This window comes from Streptomyces kunmingensis (assembly GCF_039533535.1).
GTDB classification, from domain to species: domain Bacteria; phylum Actinomycetota; class Actinomycetes; order Streptomycetales; family Streptomycetaceae; genus Streptomyces; species Streptomyces kunmingensis.
On sequence record NZ_BAAATS010000058.1, the window covers coordinates 16,124 to 35,394 of the forward strand.

Sequence of the window (19,271 nt, forward strand, 5' to 3'; positions counted from 1 at the left end):
GCGGGTCATGCGGTCGGCCGTGGTGCCGTGGCGGCGAGCCGCGGTGCTTCTACGCGGCCCGTGCGCAGCGTGACGATGCGGTCGGCGTAGGGCAGCAGGCTCGTGCGGTGGGCGACGACGATCGCGGTGCGGCCGCGCATGAGGCGGACCGTCGCGCGGGTGACGGCGTCCTCACTGTCGGGGTCGAGGTGCGCGGTCGGCTCGTCGAGCAGCAGGACGGGGGAGTCCTTGAGGAAGGCGCGGGCGATCGCGACGCGCTGGCGCTGGCCCGCGGAGAGCCCGGCGCCCTTGTCGCCCAGGGGGGTGTCGTAGCCCTGCGGCAGCGCCTCGATGAAGTGATCGGCGAAGGCGTCGCGGGCCGCCTGCCGCACCTCGGCCTCGCTCGCGTCGGGCCGCCCGAGCCGGATGTTGTCCGCGACGCTCGCCGCGAACAGGTGCGGCCGCTGCGGCACCCACGCCAGGCGCGTGCGCCAGTGGTCGGGGTCCAGGTCCGCCAGGTCGGTGCCGCCGACCGTGATGCGGCCCTGCGCAGGCGCCACGAAACCCAGCAGCAGGGCGAGCAGCGTGGACTTGCCCGCCCCGCTCGGTCCCACCAGCGCGATGTGGTCGCCGGGGCGGACCTCCAGCGAGACGCGGTCCAGGGCGGGCTCGGTACGGCCCGGGTAGTGCACGGTGACGTCTTCGAAGCGCAACACGGCGGCGCGGGCCTCGGGCACCGGCGCGGGCCCGGCCGCCCGGGGAGCGTCCTGCGCCTCGTGCGCGTCGAGGGTCGCGAAGGCCTGCTCGGCGACGGTGACGCCCTCGGCGCTCTCGTGGAACGCGGCGCCCATCGCCCGCAGCGGAAGATACGCCTCCGGGGCGAGGAACAGCACGATCAGCGCCGTGTGCAGATCCACCGTGCCCTGCAGCAGCCGCAGGCCCACGGGCACCGCGACGAGCGCCACCGAGAGGGTGGCGACCGTCTCCAGGACGAGCGAGGACAGGAACGCGACGCGCAGGGTGCGCATGGTGGCCCGCCGGTGGGCGTGGGCCATCTCACCGACCCGCCGGGCCTGGTGGTGCTCGCGGCCGAACGCACGCAGCGTCGGCAGCCCTGCCACCACGTCCAGGAAGTGCCCGCCGAGCCTGGCCAGGAGCCGCCACTGCCGTGCGGTGCGCTGGGCGGTGTGCAGGCCCACCAGCGCACCGAACACGGGCAGCAGCGGCAAGGTCACGACGACGATCAGTGCGGAGGACCAGTCGGTCATGAACATCCAGCCGACGACCACGAGCGGCACGACACCGGCGGCCGCCTTCGCCGGCAGCGAGTTGACGATGTACGGGTCCAGCGCGTCGAGTCCGCGCAGCAGCAGGGTTGCCGTCTCACCGTGGCCGCCGGCCGGCTGCCGCGGGGCGCCTCGGCCCAGGCGGTCGGTGAGCCGTCCGCGCAGCGCCTGTTTGGCGTCGGCCGCGGCGCGGTGGGCGAGCACCCCGCGGGCCCAGGCCAGCAGGGCCCGCCCGGCCAGCACCGCGCCCAGCGCGGCCGGCCCCGCGACGGCGAGGGGCTGTCCGGCGAAACCGTCCGCGAGGAGGGTCGCCAGCACCGTCGCCTGGGCGACGACGAGACCCGCGGTGAGCAGCGCCAGAAGCATGGAGCGCGTCACGTGGCGTCGTAGCGGCGGCAGTTCCCGGAACAGTCGGCGTTCGACCGGTTTCATGCGACTTCCCTCCCGTCAGAAGTAGCTGAGGTGACGGCTTCCCGTACGCCCCCGGAAGGCCCACCAGCTCCATGCCTGGTAGGCCAGGAGCGTGGGGACGATGAAGACACCGAAGACGCTGAGGATCTTCAGGGTGGCCTCGTCCGTGACGGCATGGCCGATGTCGAGGCCCCGGCCCGGCGAGCTGATCAGCAGATACGGATAGTGCCCCGCGCCCACGAGGAGGACGGGCAGCGCCGCCGCCAGGGACGTCGCGGCGAACGCCCGCGCCTCGTGCCCGGTGGTGAAGGCCCACCGGGCGGCGCCGAACGCCGCGACGAGCGCGACGCCGATGGCCACGGAGGCCGGGCGGTTGGTCATGGCGGCCCCCGCTCCGAAAACCGTGAGCAGCAGGGCGAGCAGTGCCGCCATCGCACTCGCAGCGATCAGTCCGGCGCCCATGGCCCGTGCCCGGCGCGCCGGCTCGGGGGCCGACCGCAGCGCGACGAAGGCCGCACCGTGGGCCGCGAACAGCAGCAGCGTGGTGGCGCCGCAGGCCAGCACGAACGGGGTGAAGACATCGCCCGCCCCGATGTGGAAGCTCCCGTCGGAGCGGCGTGGTACCCCGTGCAGCAGCAGCCCGACGACGAGTCCCCAGCACACGGCGGGCACCACGCCGCCGGCCACGAGCAGGACGTCCCAGACCCTGCGGCCGCGCGGGCCACTGGCCCTGCGGCGCAACTGGACGGCCGCGTTGCCGAGCACCAGGCCCACCAGGATCACCACGATCAGCGGGTACAGGCCGGGCAGCAGCGTGCCCTCCAGGTGCGGGAAGGCACCGAACAGGACACCCGCGAAGGCGACGAGCCACACCTCGTTGCCGAGGAAGTACGGCGCCATGGCCTCGAGAGCGTCGTTCTTGCCGTCCCGACCGCGCACGCCCCCGCCCCCGCCGCCGTTCTCGTTCTCCTCCCGGTTGCCGAGGAAGGGGTGCAGCATCTGTACGCCGTAGTCGTATCCGCCGAGCACGAAGTACCCGGCGAGCAGCAGGCCGAGCAGGGCCAGCCAGGCCGTCTCCAGACTCATGTCGCTCAACTTCCTTATGTGTAGGGCGGTTCGCGGGAGGGGGCCTGTTCAGAAGGCGTGGACCGGCTGTCCGACCGGATCCGCGCCGTCCGGGGTCTGCTCCGGCAGGTCGTCGTCGGGAAGCGGTTCGGGCGCGCCGAGCTGGGTGGCGTCCGGGCCGCGCAGCGCGTAGCGCGTGATCAGGGTCCAGTTGGTCACCGCAAGCCCGACGAAGACCGCGATGAACACGGTGCAGGAGATGATCAGCGAGGTCCGGCCGACGGGGGACAGCGCGTCCTCGACCGACAGCTCGCCGTAGACGAGCCAGGGCTGACGGCCCACCTCGCGCACGACCCAGCCGCCGATGGAGGCGATGAAGGCGAACGGGATCATCGCGGTCATCAGATAGGCCACCGGGCGCCAGCGCACCAGCCAGTCCTTCCACAGCAGGATGACCGCGATCAGCGCGATGGTGGAGATGGTGTTGCCGATGATCGTCATCGAGTCCATCGACAGATGGATCCAGCCCTCCGGCGGTACGTAGTCACCCGGGCCGTGCTGCTCGACGAGCCGGCGCTGCGCTTCGGCGACACCGGAGTCCTCCATGACGGCGTACTTCATGGGCTGGGTGCGTTCGATGATCGGTTTCTGCAGCTCACCGACGATGATGACGAAGAAGGAGGCCACCATGGCGACCCAGGCGCCCAGCCGCATCGAACCGCGGAACAGCTCGGTCTCCTTGGTCCCGCGGGCGAGGTGCCAGGCGCTGATGCCGAGCAGGAAGACGCCGCCGGTGGTGAACGCGGCGAGCGCGATGTGGCCGAGGGCGACCAGCGCGCTGGAGTTGGTCAGCAGGGCCCCGAAGTCGGTCAGGTAGGCGGCGCCGTCGCGGACTTCGTAGCCGACGGGGTGCTGCATGAAGCCGTTGGCGACGAGGATCCAGTACCCGGAGGCGTACGCGGTCAGGGCGACCAGCCAGATCAGCGTCGTGTGCACGCCCCGGCTCAGCCGTCCCCAGCCGAAGATCCACATGCCGAGGAAGGTGGACTCGGCGAAGAAGGCGATCAGCGTCTCGAGAGCCAGCGGGGCGCCGAAGACGTTGCCGGCGAACTTGCTCAGACCGCTCCAGCTGAGCCCGAACTGGAACTCCATGACGAGACCGGTGACGATGCCGACCGCGTAGTTGATGACGTACAGCTGGCCCCAGAACCGCGTCATGCGCTCCCGCACGGCTCGCTTGACGGGGTCACGGGTGTACGCGGCCCGGGTGTGCATGACGGCCACGAGCGGCACGAGTCCCATGGTGAGGATCACGAACAGCCAGTGGATTCCGGTGGTGGCCGCGAACTGCAGCCGGGCCAGATCCGCAGCGCTCACGGCAGTGCCTTTCTCGTCGAAGTGGGAGTGGGAGTGCGAGGGGAAGGGGGAGGTGGGAGGTGGAGCAGGCGGGCCCTCGCGTCGCGTGTACAGGAGCCGGACCCAGCGGCCCGTCGCCTGTGCGGTGACCCTGGATGAGAACGTAGAGCCATCCGGCTATGCACTTCCAAGACCGGTTTTGCCATGGGACGATGCCTCAGTAGGCATGAATAAGGGTTGATCATGGATCTGCTGCAGCTGCGCTACTTCCAGACCGTCGCGCGTTTCGAGCACATCAGCCGCGCCGCCGAGGAACTGGGCGTCGCCCAGCCCTCGGTCAGCCGCACCATCGCGCGCCTGGAGGCCGAGCTCGGCTCCCCGCTGTTCGAGCGGCACGGCCGTGGCATCAGACTCAACGCGTACGGAGCGATGTTCCTGCGCCACGTCGACCGCAGCCTCAGCGGGCTCGACGACGGCATCAAGGCCGTACGCGCCGCCGGTGAGCTGGGGCTCGGCCGGGTCGGCATCGCCTGCGAGACCCTGCTGACCATCACCACGGTGCTCGGCAGCTTCCGCGCCGCCCACCCCCGCGCCGACGTCCGGCTCTTCCAGTCGAACGCGGAGGAGATGCAGCGCCAATTACGGGTGGGCGAGGTCGACTTCTGCGTCGCCTCACAGCCGCTCACCGGCTCTGACCTGGAGTCGGCCGAGCTCACCCGTGAAGAGGTGCTGCTCGCCGTACCGCGCGGGCACCGCTTCGACGGGCGGGAGAGCGTGACGGTCCGGGAGATGGCCGACGAGCCGTTCGTCACCACGCGCAAGGGCCACTGGCAACGCACCCTCCTGGACCGCCTGTTCGCCGCCGAAGGACTCTCTCCGACGCTCTCCTGCGAGGGCGACGAGCCGGGCGCCAGCCAGGTCCTGATCAGCGCCGGCCTCGGTATCGGGCTCATCCCGGCGATGTCCCGGCAGGCCGGCACCGAGACCCGGGTGCCGGTGACGTGGGTCCACGTGGACGCCCCCGCCTGTTCCCGCGTGCTCACCCTGGTCTGGCGCCGCGACGCCTACCTGTCCGAAGCCGCCCTCAAATTCAGGGAGTTCCTCGGCTCCCGCCCCTTCATGACACACCGCCTGCCCCGGCCGTAGTCGACTCGGACTCCAGTGGTCCTCGAGCGGTCCTGGACGCTGCCCCGAGAACATGCTTGGGTACAGTCCCGTCTCCCCGGCCCCGGGCGTCGTCGTCCGGACGGCCGGCCCGTGACGGCGAGCGTGGTGAGGGTGTCGCGTCCCCCACCCGCTCCCGACCCGTTCTCGAGCGGTACTCCACCCTTTCGGAGTTCTCCCATGCCCAAGATCACTTATGTCTCCGTGACCGGCGCCGAGCGGACCGTCGACGTCCCCGTCGGGACGAGCGTCATGCGCGGCGCCGTCATCAACGACGTCGACGGCATCGTCGCCCAGTGCGGCGGCAACATGCAGTGCGCGACCTGCCATGTCTATGTGGACGAGACGAGCCTCGACCGGCTGGCGGACCGGCTGCCGGGCGAGGACGAGATGCTCGACTTCACCGTCTGCGCCCGCCGGCCCACCAGCCGCCTCAGCTGCCGGCTGGAGGTGACCGAGGCGATGGACGGCCTGATCGTGCACACCCCCGAGTACCAGAACTGACGCCACCGCGCCCGCACACGCGGGCCGCTCAGCCGGCATTGCCGCGGGTCCTGCGCACACGGAAGTTGGCCATCATGCCCATCGCCGCGTGGTCGAACATGTGGCAGTGGTACACGTACGTCCCCTCGTACCCGGTGAACGTGGCCTGGATCTTGACCGTCTCCCCGGGCTGCAGAGGCACGGTGTCCTTCAGCCCGCTCTCGAGCCCGGAGGTGACGGGCCGTCCACCGCGCTCCAGCACACGGAACTGCACCAGGTGGATATGGAAGTTGTGCGGCATGCGGGTGCTGGCGTTGTGCACGGTCCAGATCTCGGTGGCCCCGTACTCGACCTCGGTGTCGACGCGGTCCATGTCGTACGGTCTGCCGTTGATGTAGGCGTCCTGCGTCGCGCCGGTCTCGTCCATGCTCAGCTCGATGCTGCGGTCGACCGTGGCGGCCGGCAGGGCGGGCAGAGTGCGCAGGGTGGCGGGCACGGTGCTGGTGTCAGCGGCCGGGCCGCCGACCCGGAACTGCAGGACCTTGCCGAGCTGCTCCACGGGATCGTCGGGCCGCAGCGGCCGGGTGTTGTCGAGGACGAGCGTGGTGCCCGCGGCGTACCGCGAGAAGTCGACGACGATGTCGGCGCGCTCGCCGGGGGAGAGCGCCACGGAGTCCACCTCGAGCGGCTTCTCCAGCAGCCCGCCGTCCGAGCCGATCAGCTGGAAGGGCGAGCTGTCGGACAGCTTCAGCACGAAGAACCGCATGTTGGACGTGTTGAACAGCCGGAAGCGGTACTTACGGGCGGCGACCTCGAAGTACGGCCACGCCTTGCCGTTGGCCAGCAGCACGGTGCGCTTCACGTCGCCCATGGAGTACGCGAGCTGGCCATCGGCGTCGAAGCGGGCGTCCCGCAGCGAGATCGGCACGTCGTAGGAGCCCGAGGGCAGGTTCAGCCTCTGCTCGGTGGCGTCGGTGAGCAGGTACAGGCCGGTGAGGCCGCGGTAGACGGTCTCCGACTCCTGGTGGTGGGTGTGGTCGTGGAACCACAGGTTCGCGTGCGGCTGGCTGTTGGGATACGTGTACGTCTTCGTCCCGCCACCGGTGGCGACGAGGTCCATGGGGGAGCCGTCGCTGCTCTGGGGGACGTGGGCGCCGTGCAGATGGACCGAGGCGGGTACGGTCAGCCGGTTGGTCTGCCTGACCACGACGCGCCGGCCGGAGACCGCCTTGATGACGGGTCCGGGGAAACTGCCGTCGAAAGTGCGGACGAGGGTCTTGCGTCCCGGCAGGATCTCCGCGTCCACCTCCTTCATGGTCATCGCGTAGTAGTCGGTGGTACCGGAGACGGCCGTCGGTCTCAGCGTCCCGGGCACCGGCATCGCCTGCTGGAACTGCGGGACGGAGGCCGGGTCCAGGTCGCCGGCCGCGGGCGGATCGGTGGCCTCGGCGGGGCTGGAGAGGGCGGGCACCAACAGGCCCGCCCCGCCTATGGCGCCGGTGAGAGCCGCCCCGGACAAGAGGACGGTTCTGCGCTGCATCATGTCTGTTCCCCCAAGAGGTGCTGCCGGTGCGGAGGATGAGAAGAACTCCTCCCGCACAGCATTGCTTTGCACCGCTTTGAGAACTCTGGAGCCGCAGTGGAGGAAGTGAGGGAGACGTCGGGGTGCGGCCCGGCGCAGCGTCAGCCGCCGACGACGGCGCCCCGGTCGACGGCCGCCTCGAGGACCGACGCGTGCGGCGACGGCTCCAGCAGGCCGGTGACCTCGAACCCGGCGGCGGCGAGCAGCGCCTCGTACTCGGCGCGGGTCCGGCTCCGCCCGTTCAGCACGGTCATCATCAGCATGTCGACCGTCTTGCCGGGGTGGGGCTCGTTGCCGTCGGGGATCATCGCGTTGACGACCAGCAGCCGTCCATGTTCCGGCATGGCGGCGCGGCACGTGCGCAGGATGCGCAGACACTGCTCGTCCGGCCAACTGGCCAGGACGTGCTTGAGGAGGTAGACGTCGGCGCCGGACGGCAGGGAGACGAAGAAGTCCCCGGCCTCGGCCCGCCAGCGCCCCTTCAGCTCCGAGGTGTCGAGGACATGCCCTGCCACCACGTTCTCCAGGTCGACGAGGACTCCAGTGAGCTGCGGGTTGTGCCGCAGGACCGAGCGCAACAGCCCGCCGCGCCCACCGCCCACGTCGACGACGCTCCTGGCCCCCGAGAAGTCGCAGGCTTCCGCGATGTCGTTGCTCAGGGCCTCGGAGAACGCCGCCATGCTGGAGTTGAAGGCTGTGCCGAACTCCCGGTCGGCGGCGACGTGGTCGTAGAAGGGGATGCCGTGCAGCGCTTCGAAGGCGGTGGTCCCGGTGCGCACTCCCTCGTGGAGGTGGCCCGCCGATTCCCAGAACGGGGCCTCGCCCCGCACCTTGATGTAGTCGCGTAGCGACCGCTCGGCGTCCGTGCGCAGCGGCTCGGCGAGGGGGGTGAGGTGGAAGCGTCCCGTCTCGTCCTCGCGGAACACCCCCTTCGTGGCGAGGAACCGCAGCATCCGGTACAGGTGGGGCGCGTGGGCGCCCACGGCCTCGGCGAGTTCCCCGGCCGTGCGGGGGCGGTCCGTCAGATGGTCGGCGATGCCGAACCGCGCGGCGCTGTGCAGCGCCGCCGAATACACGTAGCCCAGGGCGAGTTCGAGCAGGTCGCCGGTGACCTGGGAGGGGTCGGACGCCGTGCGTGCCACGTCCGTGCCGGGGTGAGCGCCTGTCATCGGCCAGCTTCCTTCTCTCGTCCGTCCGAGATGCACCCACCAACTTCGGTCCGGCCGGTCGCATCCCGCTCGAGCACCGCGTGAACAGCCGCTGCCGGGGCTCCCGCGGCCGTGCAGCGCTTCTCGACCGGGTCCCTAGGCGCCGGGGCCAGGATCGGGCCCGGCGGCAGGCTGCCAGGCCCACACCGTTCCGCCGCTCCGTATCGACGTTGGGGGACTGCGATGTCCGAGAAAGCTGATCTTGAAGGTCTGTACGCGGCCACGGCGGAGGCAGCCGGGCTGCTCGGCATAGCCTGCTCGCGCGAGAAGATGTCGCCGGTCCTGACCGCCTTCCAGGACCTGATCACCGACCCCGTCGTCTTCAACATCGTGACCAGCAAGGGCCGCGTGGGGGACCTCTCCTTCGACTTCATGACGCCGCCCGGTGCCGGGGACCCCCGGGCGAGGGCTCTGGCACACGGGCTCGTGGACGAGACGGACCACCCGATCCGCTCCCTGTTCACCGAGATCCAGGAGCGCTTCCCCCTTCAGTCCTTCGGCGTCGACTACGGCGTCACCCGCGGCTTCAACAAGGCGTACGCCTTCTTCCCGCTCGGCGAACTGCAGTCCCTGGCCGACCTCGCCGCCGTCCCGTCCATGCCACGCGCACTGTCCGACCAGATGGGGGCGTTCGCCGACCACGGCCTGGGCGACAAGGTCTCCGCCGTCGCCGTCGACTACGCCCGCAGGTCCTGGAACGTGTACTTCAACGGGCTGTCCCCGCAGCACGTCGGACCTGCCGCCGTCACGTCGATGCTCCGGGAGTTCGGACTGCCGGAGCCCAGTGAACAGTTCCTGGAGTTCGCCGGCACCTCGGCAGCGCTGTATCCCACTTTCGGTTGGGACTCCTCCAAGGTCGAGCGGCTCTGCTTCTCGACGAGGACCACGGACCCCGCGGCGCTTCCGGCCCGTATCGAGCCCAAGCTCGGCATGTTCGCCGCGCATGCGCCGTACGCGTACGACGGTGACCGCGTCCTCGTCTATGCCGGGGCCGTGTCGCCCGCCGAGGAGTACTACAAGCTCGCGTCCTACCACCGGATGGCCGCGGTGACCCACGACAGGGTCCGCACCGCTGCCTGACGGGGACCCATGAAAGAGCCCTGGCTGGACGGGGGAGACCAGCCAGGGCCGTAGAGGTGTGGCACGCGGAGGGCGGTCGCCTCTCGGCGAAAGGCTCCATGGGGCTTCAGCCGAACGATCTTCCCCATGGGCTATAGGTGAGGCCCGGGGACACTGTCCCCTCCGCAGCCACACTCATCAGAACGACGCGCGGTACGCCGTTGTTCCGCACCCGCGGCCCCGGCAGGGTGAACTGCGGCACAGTGCGCCGCACCGGGGGAGGCGTGCTCCGGGTCTGGCGGCGGGCGGCGAAGACGTAGAGCCGCAGGGCGAGGAAGCGGCCCGCACCGGCCAGGCCGGAGGCGCTGAGGTAGACGATCTGCTCGGTCAGCGCGCCGGGGGAGGACTGCAGCAGGTGCAGGACGTACACGGCGACGCCGGTCACCAGATAGGCGGCGCTCGCCGACCCCGCGGACTGCCAGTGCTCCCGCCATCCGGCACTGCGCCCTTTGCCGAAGGTGAAACGGGCGTGGAGTTCGGTGCACAGCAGGGTGGAGACGAGGGTGATGAGCGCGTTCGCGACCGCCCAGGGCACGGTCGTGGCCACCACTGCCACGGCGAGGCTGGAAAGGACGCCGACGCCGCCACCGAGGACCACGAACCGCAGGAACGAGGCGAGCGGGCCGGGCCCCTCGGACGCCGCCGGGGCGGTGGTCTGTGCGAGCGGCGACTTCATGGCGGCGTCCTTTCGGGGAGTCGGATCTATGGGCGGGGCTGAGTCGGTGGTGGCCTCGGCCCTCAAAGACAGGACCTCAAAGACAGGACCTCAGAGGCTGCGTGCGGTGATGTCGCCGTAGGACGTGCTGGCGTGGATGTTCAGGCCAGGGGTTCCGTCGGCGTTCTTCAGCGCGTTGTGGACCCGGCCGTACGAGGTAGCGGCGTCCAGGGCGGCGGAGACACCGGAGGCGGCGCCGACGGAGATCGCGCCGGACTCGGTGCGCAGGGTGACCGTGCCCTGTACGGCCTCGGCGAGGGTGATGTCGCCCTTCTGGGTGCTGATCTCGGCCGAGCCGGCCAGGCGCCGGACCGATACGTCGCCCGCCATGACCTTCAGCCGCGCGCCGTCCACCTCGTCGAACTCGACCCTGGCCTGCGCACCCTCGAAGGTGACGTCGCCGAGGCGTCCCGAGCTACGGAGTTCGGCGTCGGCCGCCTTCGCCTCGACGCGGGAGCCTGCGGGCAGCCGCACGGTGACCGTGACGGATCCGGAGTGCCCGAGGAGCCGGTTCTTCGCCTCCGGGGCCCCGATGCGCAGGACCCCGTCGCCGTACCCGACCACGATCTCCTCGGCGGCCTGCACATCGCGGCTCTTCGAGGAGTCCGCGGGCAGGACCTCGACGGTGGTGTCGGCCCGGTCGGCGGCGACGAACTGGATGCGACCTGCGGGGATGTCGAGAACGGTGAGGACCGGGGCGGGGGTGTCGAACTTCTGCATGGTGTGCTCCTCGGTTGTTCGTTGCTGCCGCTTGTTTCTGACAACCGAAACGCTACGTTGCGTTCGACATATTGGCAACGTCTTTATTGCACTACAGCACAGTTAACGCAGGTCAGAGCAGCTAAAGTGTTGCAATGACGCTGCGCATAACGCAACGTACGACCCGTGCTCCATTGCAATGACATGCAGTGAACGTCATTCAGGCCGGCCGCCGCGCTCTCCGCGCCCAGGGGTCGGCGCATCCTCGGCCCCGGGGGGCCTGCGGTGAACCGACGGGGCCACCAGGTGCGTACGCGACCGCGGGTGCGCAGGGGCCGTGATGGATCAGCGTGGCTGGGCCCGGCGGTGGCGGGCCGAGGCATACATGGCGGGTGAGCCGTCGGCCGCGGCCGCGTCCTGGCTTGCTTTCGCGGGCCGGGGTCGGGGGTAGTGATCAAGAGTCGAGTCGATCGGCAGGCGGTGGTCCCGGACGGCGACGCGCCCTGTGCGCCGGGCACGGAGAAGCGCGCGAACCGCCTGTGCGGGCCGAGGCCAGGCGGGTTGGGGCAGTCGGGCACAGCGTGTCCTACTGCTAAAGAGGGCGCCGCCCTCAATCGCCGCCTGACCTGCGCAAACAGTCATCGCCACCAAGATCTGCCGAACTGGCACCCAGTTCCCAGCAACTGCCACCACGTTCACAGGAACGTGGCACCCAGTTCTCAGGACCGTTGTGCCCATGTCTCAGGAACCGGCAGCACTGCCACAGGAACTGAGTAGATGAACGTGACGTTCATGAGGAACCCCCTGTCCAGCGGGGCGAAAGGCCCTGGGAACGGTCGACGCGGAGTTGAGCGACACGCCCCCCAGGCGCACTTGATGGACTCAGTGCTCATGTACGTTAAGTACATCTGGTCGGCCTCAGAGCCGGAGTTCATGTACACAGAGGCAACGCCCAGCGATGGAGGGCCTGTTGGGAGCGGCACGCAGACTGGTCGACGCCGACACCGGCGAGGCGGTCCCCTATGCGCCCTATGCCTTCACCGGCGGCCACACCCAGGTCGACAAGGCCCGGGTGGAAGCGATCACCGAGAGCAAGGACTTCACCCCGAGCCAGAAGTTCCTGGTCCTGTGGTGGATCGGAGTCTCTCCCGAGGGCATGGCACCGCTCCGGGCGACCGGCGCGGACATCGCCAAACGGGTCGGCATGACCGCGGACGCCGTCGGAAAGATCAACCGGAAGCTGCTCAAGCGGCGGATCCTGATCGAGCGCGGACGCATCGGCAACTACAGGCTGTACCGGATCAGCCCGTACATTGCCTTTCACGGCACCGGGATCGAGCAGCGGGAAGCGATCAAGTCGTGCAACCCGCCGGAGATCCCCGGATTCCAGAACCTGACCCCGGCGCGGTGGGAGGCCCAGTGAACAACGACGAGAAGCAGAAGCTCCTTGACGTCCTGCATCGCACTTCGGGCATGACCGCGAACCAGCGCCTGGTCGTCATGCTCTACGCGATGCACCCCACCGACCGGGCCGGTGCCGTCATCGAGACGGGCGCCAACCTGGCCAAGCTCGTCGGCATGTCCCCGACGGTGTTCTCACGCACCCGGCGCCAGGTCGTCGAAGCCGGCTGGCTCGAGGAGTCCGAGCGGCTCGCGCACATCAGCTACTACCGGCTCAGCCAGAAGAGCACCGGCGCGCACGTCGTCGTGCCCCTGCGCCGGGCAACCTGAACGGTTCCGCCGAGCGCGGCTCATGTACGTGAGGTCAATGAGGACCGCTCCTCGGGGCGGCTTTCATTGACCTCACGTACATGAGGGGGCGGGGCGCCGGGCGGGGTCCGGGCCCGGCCCCCCTTCCGCGACGCCGAATGGGGGCGGCGCGGCAAGCGCGACAGCATGGCCTGTACTGCGCAGGTCATGTCTAGCAGCGGTACGCAGCCGAAGATCACCGGGACTGACGCGAGAACGCAGCGTTTTCCGGCTTGACGCTCATTGCCCCGACGCCGGACACCCGTCACCGGACACCCGACTCGGTATGCCTGACCGTCGCTCGGTCGCTGCATCTTCGGTCGCTGTACCCCGTGACAGCAAAACACCAGTTCAGAGCGGTGTGGCACCCCGAAAAGCGACTGAAGCGACTGAAGCCTCCTATCTATGACACGCACGCGCACATCAGTGTGTCGTTATAATTCCGGCCTTCAGTCGCTACGGTCGCTATCACTGCGGCTATACCTGCTCTGACCTGGGGTTTCTATAAGCGACTGGGGTCAGCTACCGAACGGCGAACGTCGCTGTTCCTTCGGTAGCTGACCCCAGTCGCCCGCATTCCGCGCGCGGAACGGTGCGTTCGTTCGGTCGCTGCGCGGTCGCGGTCAGCTCTTCGGTAGCTCTATGCCGAGTTCACGCATCGCGTCCGAGGGCGGGCCGCCTTCGGAACGCTCGGTCTTGTAGCCCTTGGTGCCGGCTCCGAGCGTGCGGGGGTCGACCGCCTCCGAGGGCGCGGCCGAGGCGTAGAGCCCCTCGGGCTGTTGGTCCCTGTCGTGGGGCAGGAGCCAGAACACCCTGCGCAGGAAGGTTCCCGAGGCCCGTGACGCCCGGGCATCGCGGGACAGGATCGCGTAGCCGACCATGCGTCCGTCGCGGTGGTAGGCCGGTTTGCCGCGCCGCGTGGGGAGCCGGTCCAGGCTCTGACGGACGTAGTCGAGGGGAGCGATGTCCTCCAGCCAGACCAGGTCCGTCTCATGGGCGATCTGGCTGGTCTCGATCAGGGAGCTCATGTTCTTGTTCCCTCCGCCTCGGCGTTCAGCCCGATGCCCGGATAGTACTTCCGCTGGTTAGACAAGATCATTTCTTTGGGGGAGGAGAGGCCGACCGTCTCCCGTACCCGGGCCGCGAAAGCGCGGGAAGAGACCGGGTTGGCTCCCTCGAGCGAGCACCAGTGCTTGTAGGACGCGTACAGCTGGGCCTGTTCCGCCCGCCTCGCGGGTTCCATGGTGCAGCACTCGGTGAGGAAGCGTCCGGTGTGGTCCTCGGTCTCGGCGTAGGCGGTGGTGGCGGTGCGGACCTGCTGCGGTCCGGTCAGGTCCTTCTCGCCGTTGAGGTAGCGGTGGGCGCCGGTGATGAGCCAGTGCAGGATCCCCGGGCCCTCCTCCGTGACCAGGACATCGGCGAGGTTGTCGACCTTCCGGTGGTCGGCGACGATCCGCTCGAAGGGGATCAGCTTCATGCGGCGCCAGAACGCGTAACCGCCGGTGTTCACCTCGGGGCGGTGGTTGCCCAGCAGCCACAGTTTGTGCGTGGGGGTGAAGGAGAAGAAGTCCTGCCGCATCCGGCGGGCCTTGATCCGGTCCCCGCCGGTGAGGAGCTTGACGCGTGCCTCGTCGAAGCGGTCGCCCGGCTTGAGCTCGGAGCAGACGATGATGCGCCTGCCGTGCAGTTCGGCCAGGTCGGTGGGGTGGCCCTCGAACGGCTTGGCCATCAGGAATCCGGGCGGCGCGGCGTCGGCGTAGTCGCCGAGCAGCTTGACCATCACGTCGAGCAGCACGCTCTTGCCGTTCTTTCCCTGCCCGTACAGGAACGGCATGATCTGCCCGCCGACATCGCCGGTGATGGAGTAACCCAGCAGCAGATGCAGGAAGTTGATCATTTCCTGGCCGTCGGCGTCCTCGCCGAAGGTGTCGCGCAGGAAGTGCTGCCAGCGGGGGGCCTTCATCGCCCGGGGCGCGAGTGCGGTGGAGCGCGAGTGCAGGTGCTTCTCCGGGTCGGGGCTCTGCAGCATGCCGGTGCGCAGGTCGACGACTCCGTCGGGGGTGCACAGCGCGTACGGGTCGGCATCCAGCAGGGACGCGTTGAGCACCATGCCCGGCGCCGACTTCGCCTGCATCAGCATGGCCTTCATCCCGGACGTCGACAGTGCGCGGCGACGGTGGCGGCGCAGCACCGTCGACGAGTGGCGCCCGCTCGGGTCCTCCTCGGTGAGCGACTCGGCCATCTCACCGGCCGCCCACAGAACCGCGTCGTCCTCGTCGACCTCCCACCGGAAGCCCGACCAGCGGTACCAGCCCAGGCCGGGCACGTGCCGGAAGTCGCGGCCGTAGAGGTGGACGAAGAGCTTCGCGTTGCCCCGGTCGCTCAGGGAATCGGGCAGCAGCCCGTGGGAGGTCGCCGCCGCGGACGTCGGCGTGGGGGAGGACTGCGTCTGGGCGGGCACGGCGGGCGGGTTGAGGATCTGCTGGGCGATGGCCGCCGGGTCGAACAGCCCGTCGCCATGGTCGTTGTGGTTCACGGGCGGTCGTCTTTCAGGACGAGTGGGCGTCGCATGCCTGCCGCGAGGCCTGCACGGATGACGGAGGCACAACGGCTCTGCTGTCCGGGACGGGCATGTTCGGCGACCTGCAGGAGTACGGTCTCGGCCGCATGGTGAGGCAGGTGCCCGGCGGCGACCAGGCCGCCGGTGGTGAAGGCGGCCCGGTTGAGTTTCTCCGTGAAGGACGCCCCTTCAGGAGTGGCCCGGCAGTCGGCGACCGTGGCGAGCGCGGCCGCCAGGACACGGCCGGCGCTGTCCCGGCCGGCCCCCGCGGCGATGACCGCCTGACGTGCCCTGAACGGAGTGGGATGCCCGGTGCTCTGGCGGGGCAGTGGCGCGGGCCGGTGGCCGGTACGGGTCAGTTCGGTCTCGAGCCAGCCGGGCAGGGGAGCGGGGGAGGGGCTGCCGGCGAGGACCTGGTAGCGGCCGCCGGGGGTGACGGTGCCGGGCGCCACGATGTAGCCGCCCTGCGCGCGGACGTCCACCTGCCAGGCCAGGGCTCTGCGGGGGCTGGACCCGGTCGAGCACAGCCAGGTCTGACCCGGGCGCGTCCGGTACCACACGTGCAGACCGCCGCTGGGGGTCCGCACCCGCAGCGTGCCGGCGTCGTCGACGGGGTCCTTCTCCTGCCGCAGCGCGGCGAGCAGGGCCAGGCTGTGGAAGCCGTGCCGCAGGCCGTCCAGGCGCACGTGCTCCCCGATCGCGATGCCGGGCAGGAGTCGCTCACGCTGGGGCAGGGGCGTCTCGTGGGCGTCGATGTCGAGGACGAGCAGGCCGGCCGCTCCACACGCCACCCCCACCCCGAAACGGGGCTGCGAGCGCCACCAGCGACGGATGCGGTCCGCGTCGTCGGTCGCCGCGTGAAAACCGTGGCACCAGCGACCGGCGGTGATGCATTCGCACGAGGCGGGGGAGTGACCGGAGCCCTGGCAGCGCGCGCAGTTGGCCGCCGGGGTCTTGCGGCCGGGAGCCAGCGGAAGGACGGGCCAGCCGCGCGCCGCGCAGGCCAGAGCCGACTCGAGCGCGGAGCCGGGCGGTGGGGCCGCTGCGTCAGCTACTGAGCAACTGGGGGGAAATCCCAGCTCATCCAGCATGTAGCGACCTTTCCAGCGACCGAAGCGACCCAACATCGGAACATGTTGTGCGCACAGGCTAACGCCTGGCGGAAGCTGGTCGCGGCGACTCGGCCGCAACGGGAGTGTTGTGGGGCCGCAGGTGTGATCGTGCGTCGCTTGGGTCGCTGTTCGTCACTTCTGTGGCAACGCGCCTGACGCGCGAGCGACTCAAGCGACTCTTTCCCCGAAGCGGCGCATTGGGCGAGGCAGCGGGCCCGTGCGCGGTCGGCCGCAACGCTGCGGCCATGGCGGGATTCGACCCCGTCGAACGGCATCAGCTAATCATACCTACGCGAAGGTTTCAATAATTCTGACGCCTGTTCAGTCCCGCACCGGGCGCGGAGCCGTGGGCAGCACGGTGGCGAGGATCTCCTCGACGCGGTCGGCGATGTCCTGCCGGTTGTTCAGGATGCCGGAGATGTGCTGGGCGCCGAAGAAGGCGGAGACGATGACACGGGCCAGTACCTCGGGGTCGGTGGCCGCGGGCATCTCCCCGGCCTCCACCGCCTCGCGCAGTGCCGTGGTGACCATGCTCTGGTAGCCCACGTAGGGGACCGGCATGTCGATGCCGATGTACGCCCGCTCGATCTGCAGCCTGGCGCCCGCCTGGATGGTCATGTTGTCGCGAAAGGCGCGCGCGGTGCGCAGCAGGAGCTGCCGGACGGTGTGCAGCGGGGACAGCGCCTCCGCCTGGACCGCGGTGGCGATGGAGTCGAGGTACGTGTAGAAGTCGTTGGCGACCGCCTGGGCGAGGGCTTCCTTGTTCGCGAAGTGGAAGTAGACCGCCCCCTTGGTCATGCCGGCCAGCTCGGCGACGTCCTGCACGGTCACCGGCGGGAAACCCCGCTCGGCGAAGGCCCGTGCCGCCGCGGCCAGCACCACCCCCCGGGTACGCACGGCGCGCTCCTGCTTGAGCTCCTTGACGGGGCGTCCGCGGGTGCCGGTCGATGCCTTGGCTGACATCTTCGTCGGCTGGGCAGAGTCCATCGGGCTTCCTCGCTCTTGGTGGCCTGACGCAGAGTGCCGAAGTGGACACCCTCTTGAAATATACCTGCGTGAAGGTATTGTAACGCGTCCTGTAGCTGATTGGAGTCAGTAATGCAGTTGGATGTGCTGGGGGACGCCTCCGAGATGCCCCTTGAACCACAGGTACGGCCCTTGTCCTACGCCCAGCCGGTGCCCCGGCACCTGGTCCACCGGGCGGCCATCGCGGAAGTCTTCATCACCGACGCCGTCCGCACGGGGGAGGACACCTTCCGCGTCGCCGCGCAGTGGCCGCGCGACCACGCGCTCTACGGCCCCGGGGCCGGCGCCGTCAGCGACCCGCTGCTCTTCGCCGAGACCCTCCGCCAGGCCATGGTCTATCTGGCCCACGCGCACCACGGCATACCGCTCTCCCATCAGTTCCTCGGCAACACCAGCGCGTTCGAGATAACCGACCTCGAGGCCCTGCGCACGAACGGCACACCCCATGACGTGGAGCTGGAGGTGACCTGGCGCTGGACCTCCGAGTGCCGCGCACCGCACCGCTTCGGTCTGCACGTGGAAGCGACGCTGCTCATCAACGGCCTGGCCTGCGGACGCGGTTCGCTCCAGGTCGCCACGATGGACAAGCGCCTGTACGCACGTCTGCGCGGGCGGGACAGACCGGCGGCGGGCGTGCTCCCGCCCGAGGCGGCCCCTCGGACACTGCCCGCGGTCTCGGTGGGCCGTCAGCGGCCGAAGGACAGCGTCGTGGGTCTCGGCGGCAACGGTCTGTGGCAGATCCTCGTGGACCAGCAGCACGCTATCTACTTCGACCACCCCAGCGACCACCTGCCCATGATGGTGATGCTGGAGTCGATCCGGCAGGTCGGCCACGCCGAGCAGCGTGCCACCGACGACAGCGAGCGGTGCCGCTACCAGATGGTCGGCGCCACCGGCACCTTCCACGCCTTCGCGGAGCTCGACATTCCTCTGTACGTCGTCCCCCGCCGGCCGCTGGTCGCCACAGGCGCGCAGCGACGGTTCGACGCCCGCGTCGACCTGGTCCAGAACGACGCCGTCGTCGCCGAGTTCACCGCCACCTGGCAGTCCACCGCTCCCGCGGTGCGGCGCCGGGCCACCGTCCCCGCTCAGGCCTCCGCCGCCCAGGTCGAGAGCCTGCTGGACGCCGGGGCCAAGAGGATGTCCCACAGGCTGCGCACACTCTCCGACAAGCCCTCGCGGGCCGTCGGCGCGATGAAGTAGGCGCCCACCAGCAGGATCAGTACGAACTCGGCCAGCAGTGATGTCGGCAGCCGCTGCCCGCTGTCGTGCTCGGCGCGCTGCAGAGCACTCTCGATGAACGCACGCAGGGCCGCGAAGGCCGGCGGTTCCTGCGTGCGCGACAGTGCCTGTTCCACCGTCAGGCGCAGTGCCGCACCGCTGCGTACGTCGGAGGTCAGCTCGTCGGCGAGCAGCAGAGCGGCCTCGCGTACCGCGGGCAGCCCGGCCGCCGGGCTCTGATCCTTCTGCACCTGCGCGACCAGCCGCTCGACGCTCGCCTCCAGATGCGCGATGAGGGCCTGGGCCAGCGCGTCCTTGGAGCCGAAGTGCCCGTACACCGCCCCCTTGGTCAGGCCCGTGTGCTCGGCCACCCGCTGAACATTGGCTCCGAGGTAGCCGTGCGCGGCGAACTCCACCGCCGCGGCATCGAGCACCAACTCATGGGTGCGCTTCGACCGTTCCTGCTTCACCAGCGGCTCCTCGCGGCCCGATGCGATCCTGACATCTCTTTTATACGTTCTCAAATGAATTTTTTG

At 69.9% G+C, this 19,271-nt stretch carries 18 protein-coding genes; 6 read left to right on the forward strand and 12 right to left on the reverse strand.

Going from position 1 to position 19,271, the window contains the following annotated elements; all coding sequences use genetic code 11:
- Positions 1-5: 5 nt before the first annotated feature.
- Genes cydD through ABD366_RS41240 form a run of 3 tightly spaced genes read right to left on the reverse strand, consistent with a single transcriptional unit; the run spans position 6 to position 4,118 of the window.
- Positions 6-1,697 carry a thiol reductant ABC exporter subunit CydD gene (gene cydD, locus ABD366_RS41230; RefSeq protein ID WP_324777013.1) on the reverse strand — a complete coding sequence of 564 codons (1,692 nt, stop codon included), beginning with the start codon at positions 1,695-1,697 and terminating at the stop codon, positions 6-8.
- A 15-nt stretch (positions 1,698-1,712) separates the two neighbouring features.
- The gene (locus tag ABD366_RS41235; protein WP_324777011.1) at positions 1,713-2,762 is read right to left on the reverse strand and encodes a cytochrome d ubiquinol oxidase subunit II; all 1,050 of its coding nucleotides are present in this window, start codon (positions 2,760-2,762) and stop codon (positions 1,713-1,715) included.
- Between the two features lie 48 nt (positions 2,763-2,810).
- Complete coding sequence (locus tag ABD366_RS41240) at positions 2,811-4,118, reverse strand: cytochrome ubiquinol oxidase subunit I (protein WP_324777010.1); 1,308 nt, start codon at positions 4,116-4,118, stop codon at positions 2,811-2,813.
- A 222-nt stretch (positions 4,119-4,340) separates the two neighbouring features.
- On the opposite strand from ABD366_RS41240, the gene ABD366_RS41245 reads away from it, so the two are divergent.
- Positions 4,341-5,243: a LysR family transcriptional regulator gene (locus tag ABD366_RS41245; protein ID WP_324777009.1), complete on the forward strand. Its 903-nt coding sequence runs from the start codon at positions 4,341-4,343 to the stop codon at positions 5,241-5,243.
- Between the two features lie 198 nt (positions 5,244-5,441).
- Entirely contained in the window at positions 5,442-5,765 is a 324-nt protein-coding gene (locus ABD366_RS41250) for a 2Fe-2S iron-sulfur cluster-binding protein (protein WP_324777007.1), read from the forward strand.
- Positions 5,766-5,793: 28 nt separating this feature from the next.
- On the opposite strand, the gene ABD366_RS41255 is transcribed toward ABD366_RS41250, so the two are convergent.
- Both ABD366_RS41255 and ABD366_RS41260 read right to left on the reverse strand, forming a co-directional pair.
- Positions 5,794-7,287: a multicopper oxidase family protein gene (locus ABD366_RS41255; protein ID WP_324777005.1), complete on the reverse strand. Its 1,494-nt coding sequence runs from the start codon at positions 7,285-7,287 to the stop codon at positions 5,794-5,796.
- A gap of 140 nt (positions 7,288-7,427) precedes the next feature.
- A complete protein-coding gene (locus ABD366_RS41260) occupies positions 7,428-8,495 on the reverse strand; it encodes a methyltransferase (RefSeq protein WP_324777003.1) in 1,068 nt (355 codons plus the stop codon).
- Positions 8,496-8,717: 222 nt separating this feature from the next.
- Here ABD366_RS41260 and ABD366_RS41265 point away from each other — a divergent pair, with 222 nt between their 5' ends.
- Complete coding sequence (locus tag ABD366_RS41265) at positions 8,718-9,614, forward strand: aromatic prenyltransferase (protein WP_324777001.1); 897 nt, start codon at positions 8,718-8,720, stop codon at positions 9,612-9,614.
- Positions 9,615-9,720: 106 nt separating this feature from the next.
- Here ABD366_RS41265 and ABD366_RS41270 read toward each other — a convergent pair whose 3' ends face one another.
- Both ABD366_RS41270 and ABD366_RS41275 read right to left on the reverse strand, forming a co-directional pair.
- Positions 9,721-10,329 carry a GtrA family protein gene (locus tag ABD366_RS41270; protein ID WP_324776999.1) on the reverse strand — a complete coding sequence of 203 codons (609 nt, stop codon included), beginning with the start codon at positions 10,327-10,329 and terminating at the stop codon, positions 9,721-9,723.
- A gap of 90 nt (positions 10,330-10,419) precedes the next feature.
- Positions 10,420-11,088: a DUF4097 family beta strand repeat-containing protein gene (locus ABD366_RS41275; RefSeq protein WP_324776997.1), complete on the reverse strand. Its 669-nt coding sequence runs from the start codon at positions 11,086-11,088 to the stop codon at positions 10,420-10,422.
- 949 nt (positions 11,089-12,037) lie between these two features.
- Here ABD366_RS41275 and ABD366_RS41280 point away from each other — a divergent pair.
- On the forward strand, positions 12,038-12,490 hold the full coding sequence (locus ABD366_RS41280) for a MarR family transcriptional regulator (RefSeq protein ID WP_324776995.1): 453 nt from the start codon (positions 12,038-12,040) through the stop codon (positions 12,488-12,490).
- Positions 12,487-12,798 (forward strand): replication initiation protein, RepL2, encoded by a 312-nt coding sequence (locus tag ABD366_RS41285; protein ID WP_324776993.1) that lies wholly within the window; start codon positions 12,487-12,489, stop codon positions 12,796-12,798. Before ABD366_RS41280 ends, ABD366_RS41285 begins: the two co-directional genes overlap by 4 nt.
- Before the next feature lie 641 nt (positions 12,799-13,439).
- Here ABD366_RS41285 and ABD366_RS41290 read toward each other — a convergent pair.
- From ABD366_RS41290 to ABD366_RS41305, 4 genes are all read right to left on the reverse strand, one after another.
- Positions 13,440-13,844, reverse strand: coding sequence for a DUF6009 family protein (locus ABD366_RS41290; protein WP_324776991.1), 405 nt, complete (start codon positions 13,842-13,844; stop codon positions 13,440-13,442).
- Entirely contained in the window at positions 13,841-15,352 is a 1,512-nt protein-coding gene (locus ABD366_RS41295) for a DNA primase family protein (protein ID WP_411293910.1), read from the reverse strand. The genes ABD366_RS41290 and ABD366_RS41295 overlap by 4 nt, the downstream gene beginning before the upstream one ends.
- Positions 15,349-16,383, reverse strand: coding sequence for a bifunctional DNA primase/polymerase (locus tag ABD366_RS41300; RefSeq protein WP_425577043.1), 1,035 nt, complete (start codon positions 16,381-16,383; stop codon positions 15,349-15,351). Before ABD366_RS41300 ends, ABD366_RS41295 begins: the two co-directional genes overlap by 4 nt.
- A gap of 426 nt (positions 16,384-16,809) precedes the next feature.
- Complete coding sequence (locus tag ABD366_RS41305; RefSeq protein WP_324776987.1) at positions 16,810-17,475, reverse strand: ScbR family autoregulator-binding transcription factor; 666 nt, start codon at positions 17,473-17,475, stop codon at positions 16,810-16,812.
- Positions 17,476-17,586: 111 nt separating this feature from the next.
- Here ABD366_RS41305 and ABD366_RS41310 point away from each other — a divergent pair, with 111 nt between their 5' ends.
- Positions 17,587-18,717 carry a ScbA/BarX family gamma-butyrolactone biosynthesis protein gene (locus tag ABD366_RS41310; RefSeq protein WP_324776985.1) on the forward strand — a complete coding sequence of 377 codons (1,131 nt, stop codon included), beginning with the start codon at positions 17,587-17,589 and terminating at the stop codon, positions 18,715-18,717.
- On the opposite strand, the gene ABD366_RS41315 is transcribed toward ABD366_RS41310, so the two are convergent.
- Positions 18,603-19,205, reverse strand: a complete 603-nt coding sequence (locus ABD366_RS41315) for a TetR/AcrR family transcriptional regulator (RefSeq protein WP_324776983.1) — start codon at positions 19,203-19,205, stop codon at positions 18,603-18,605. The two genes, ABD366_RS41310 and ABD366_RS41315, sit on opposite strands and share 115 nt — an antisense overlap.
- Positions 19,206-19,271 lie beyond the last annotated feature (66 nt).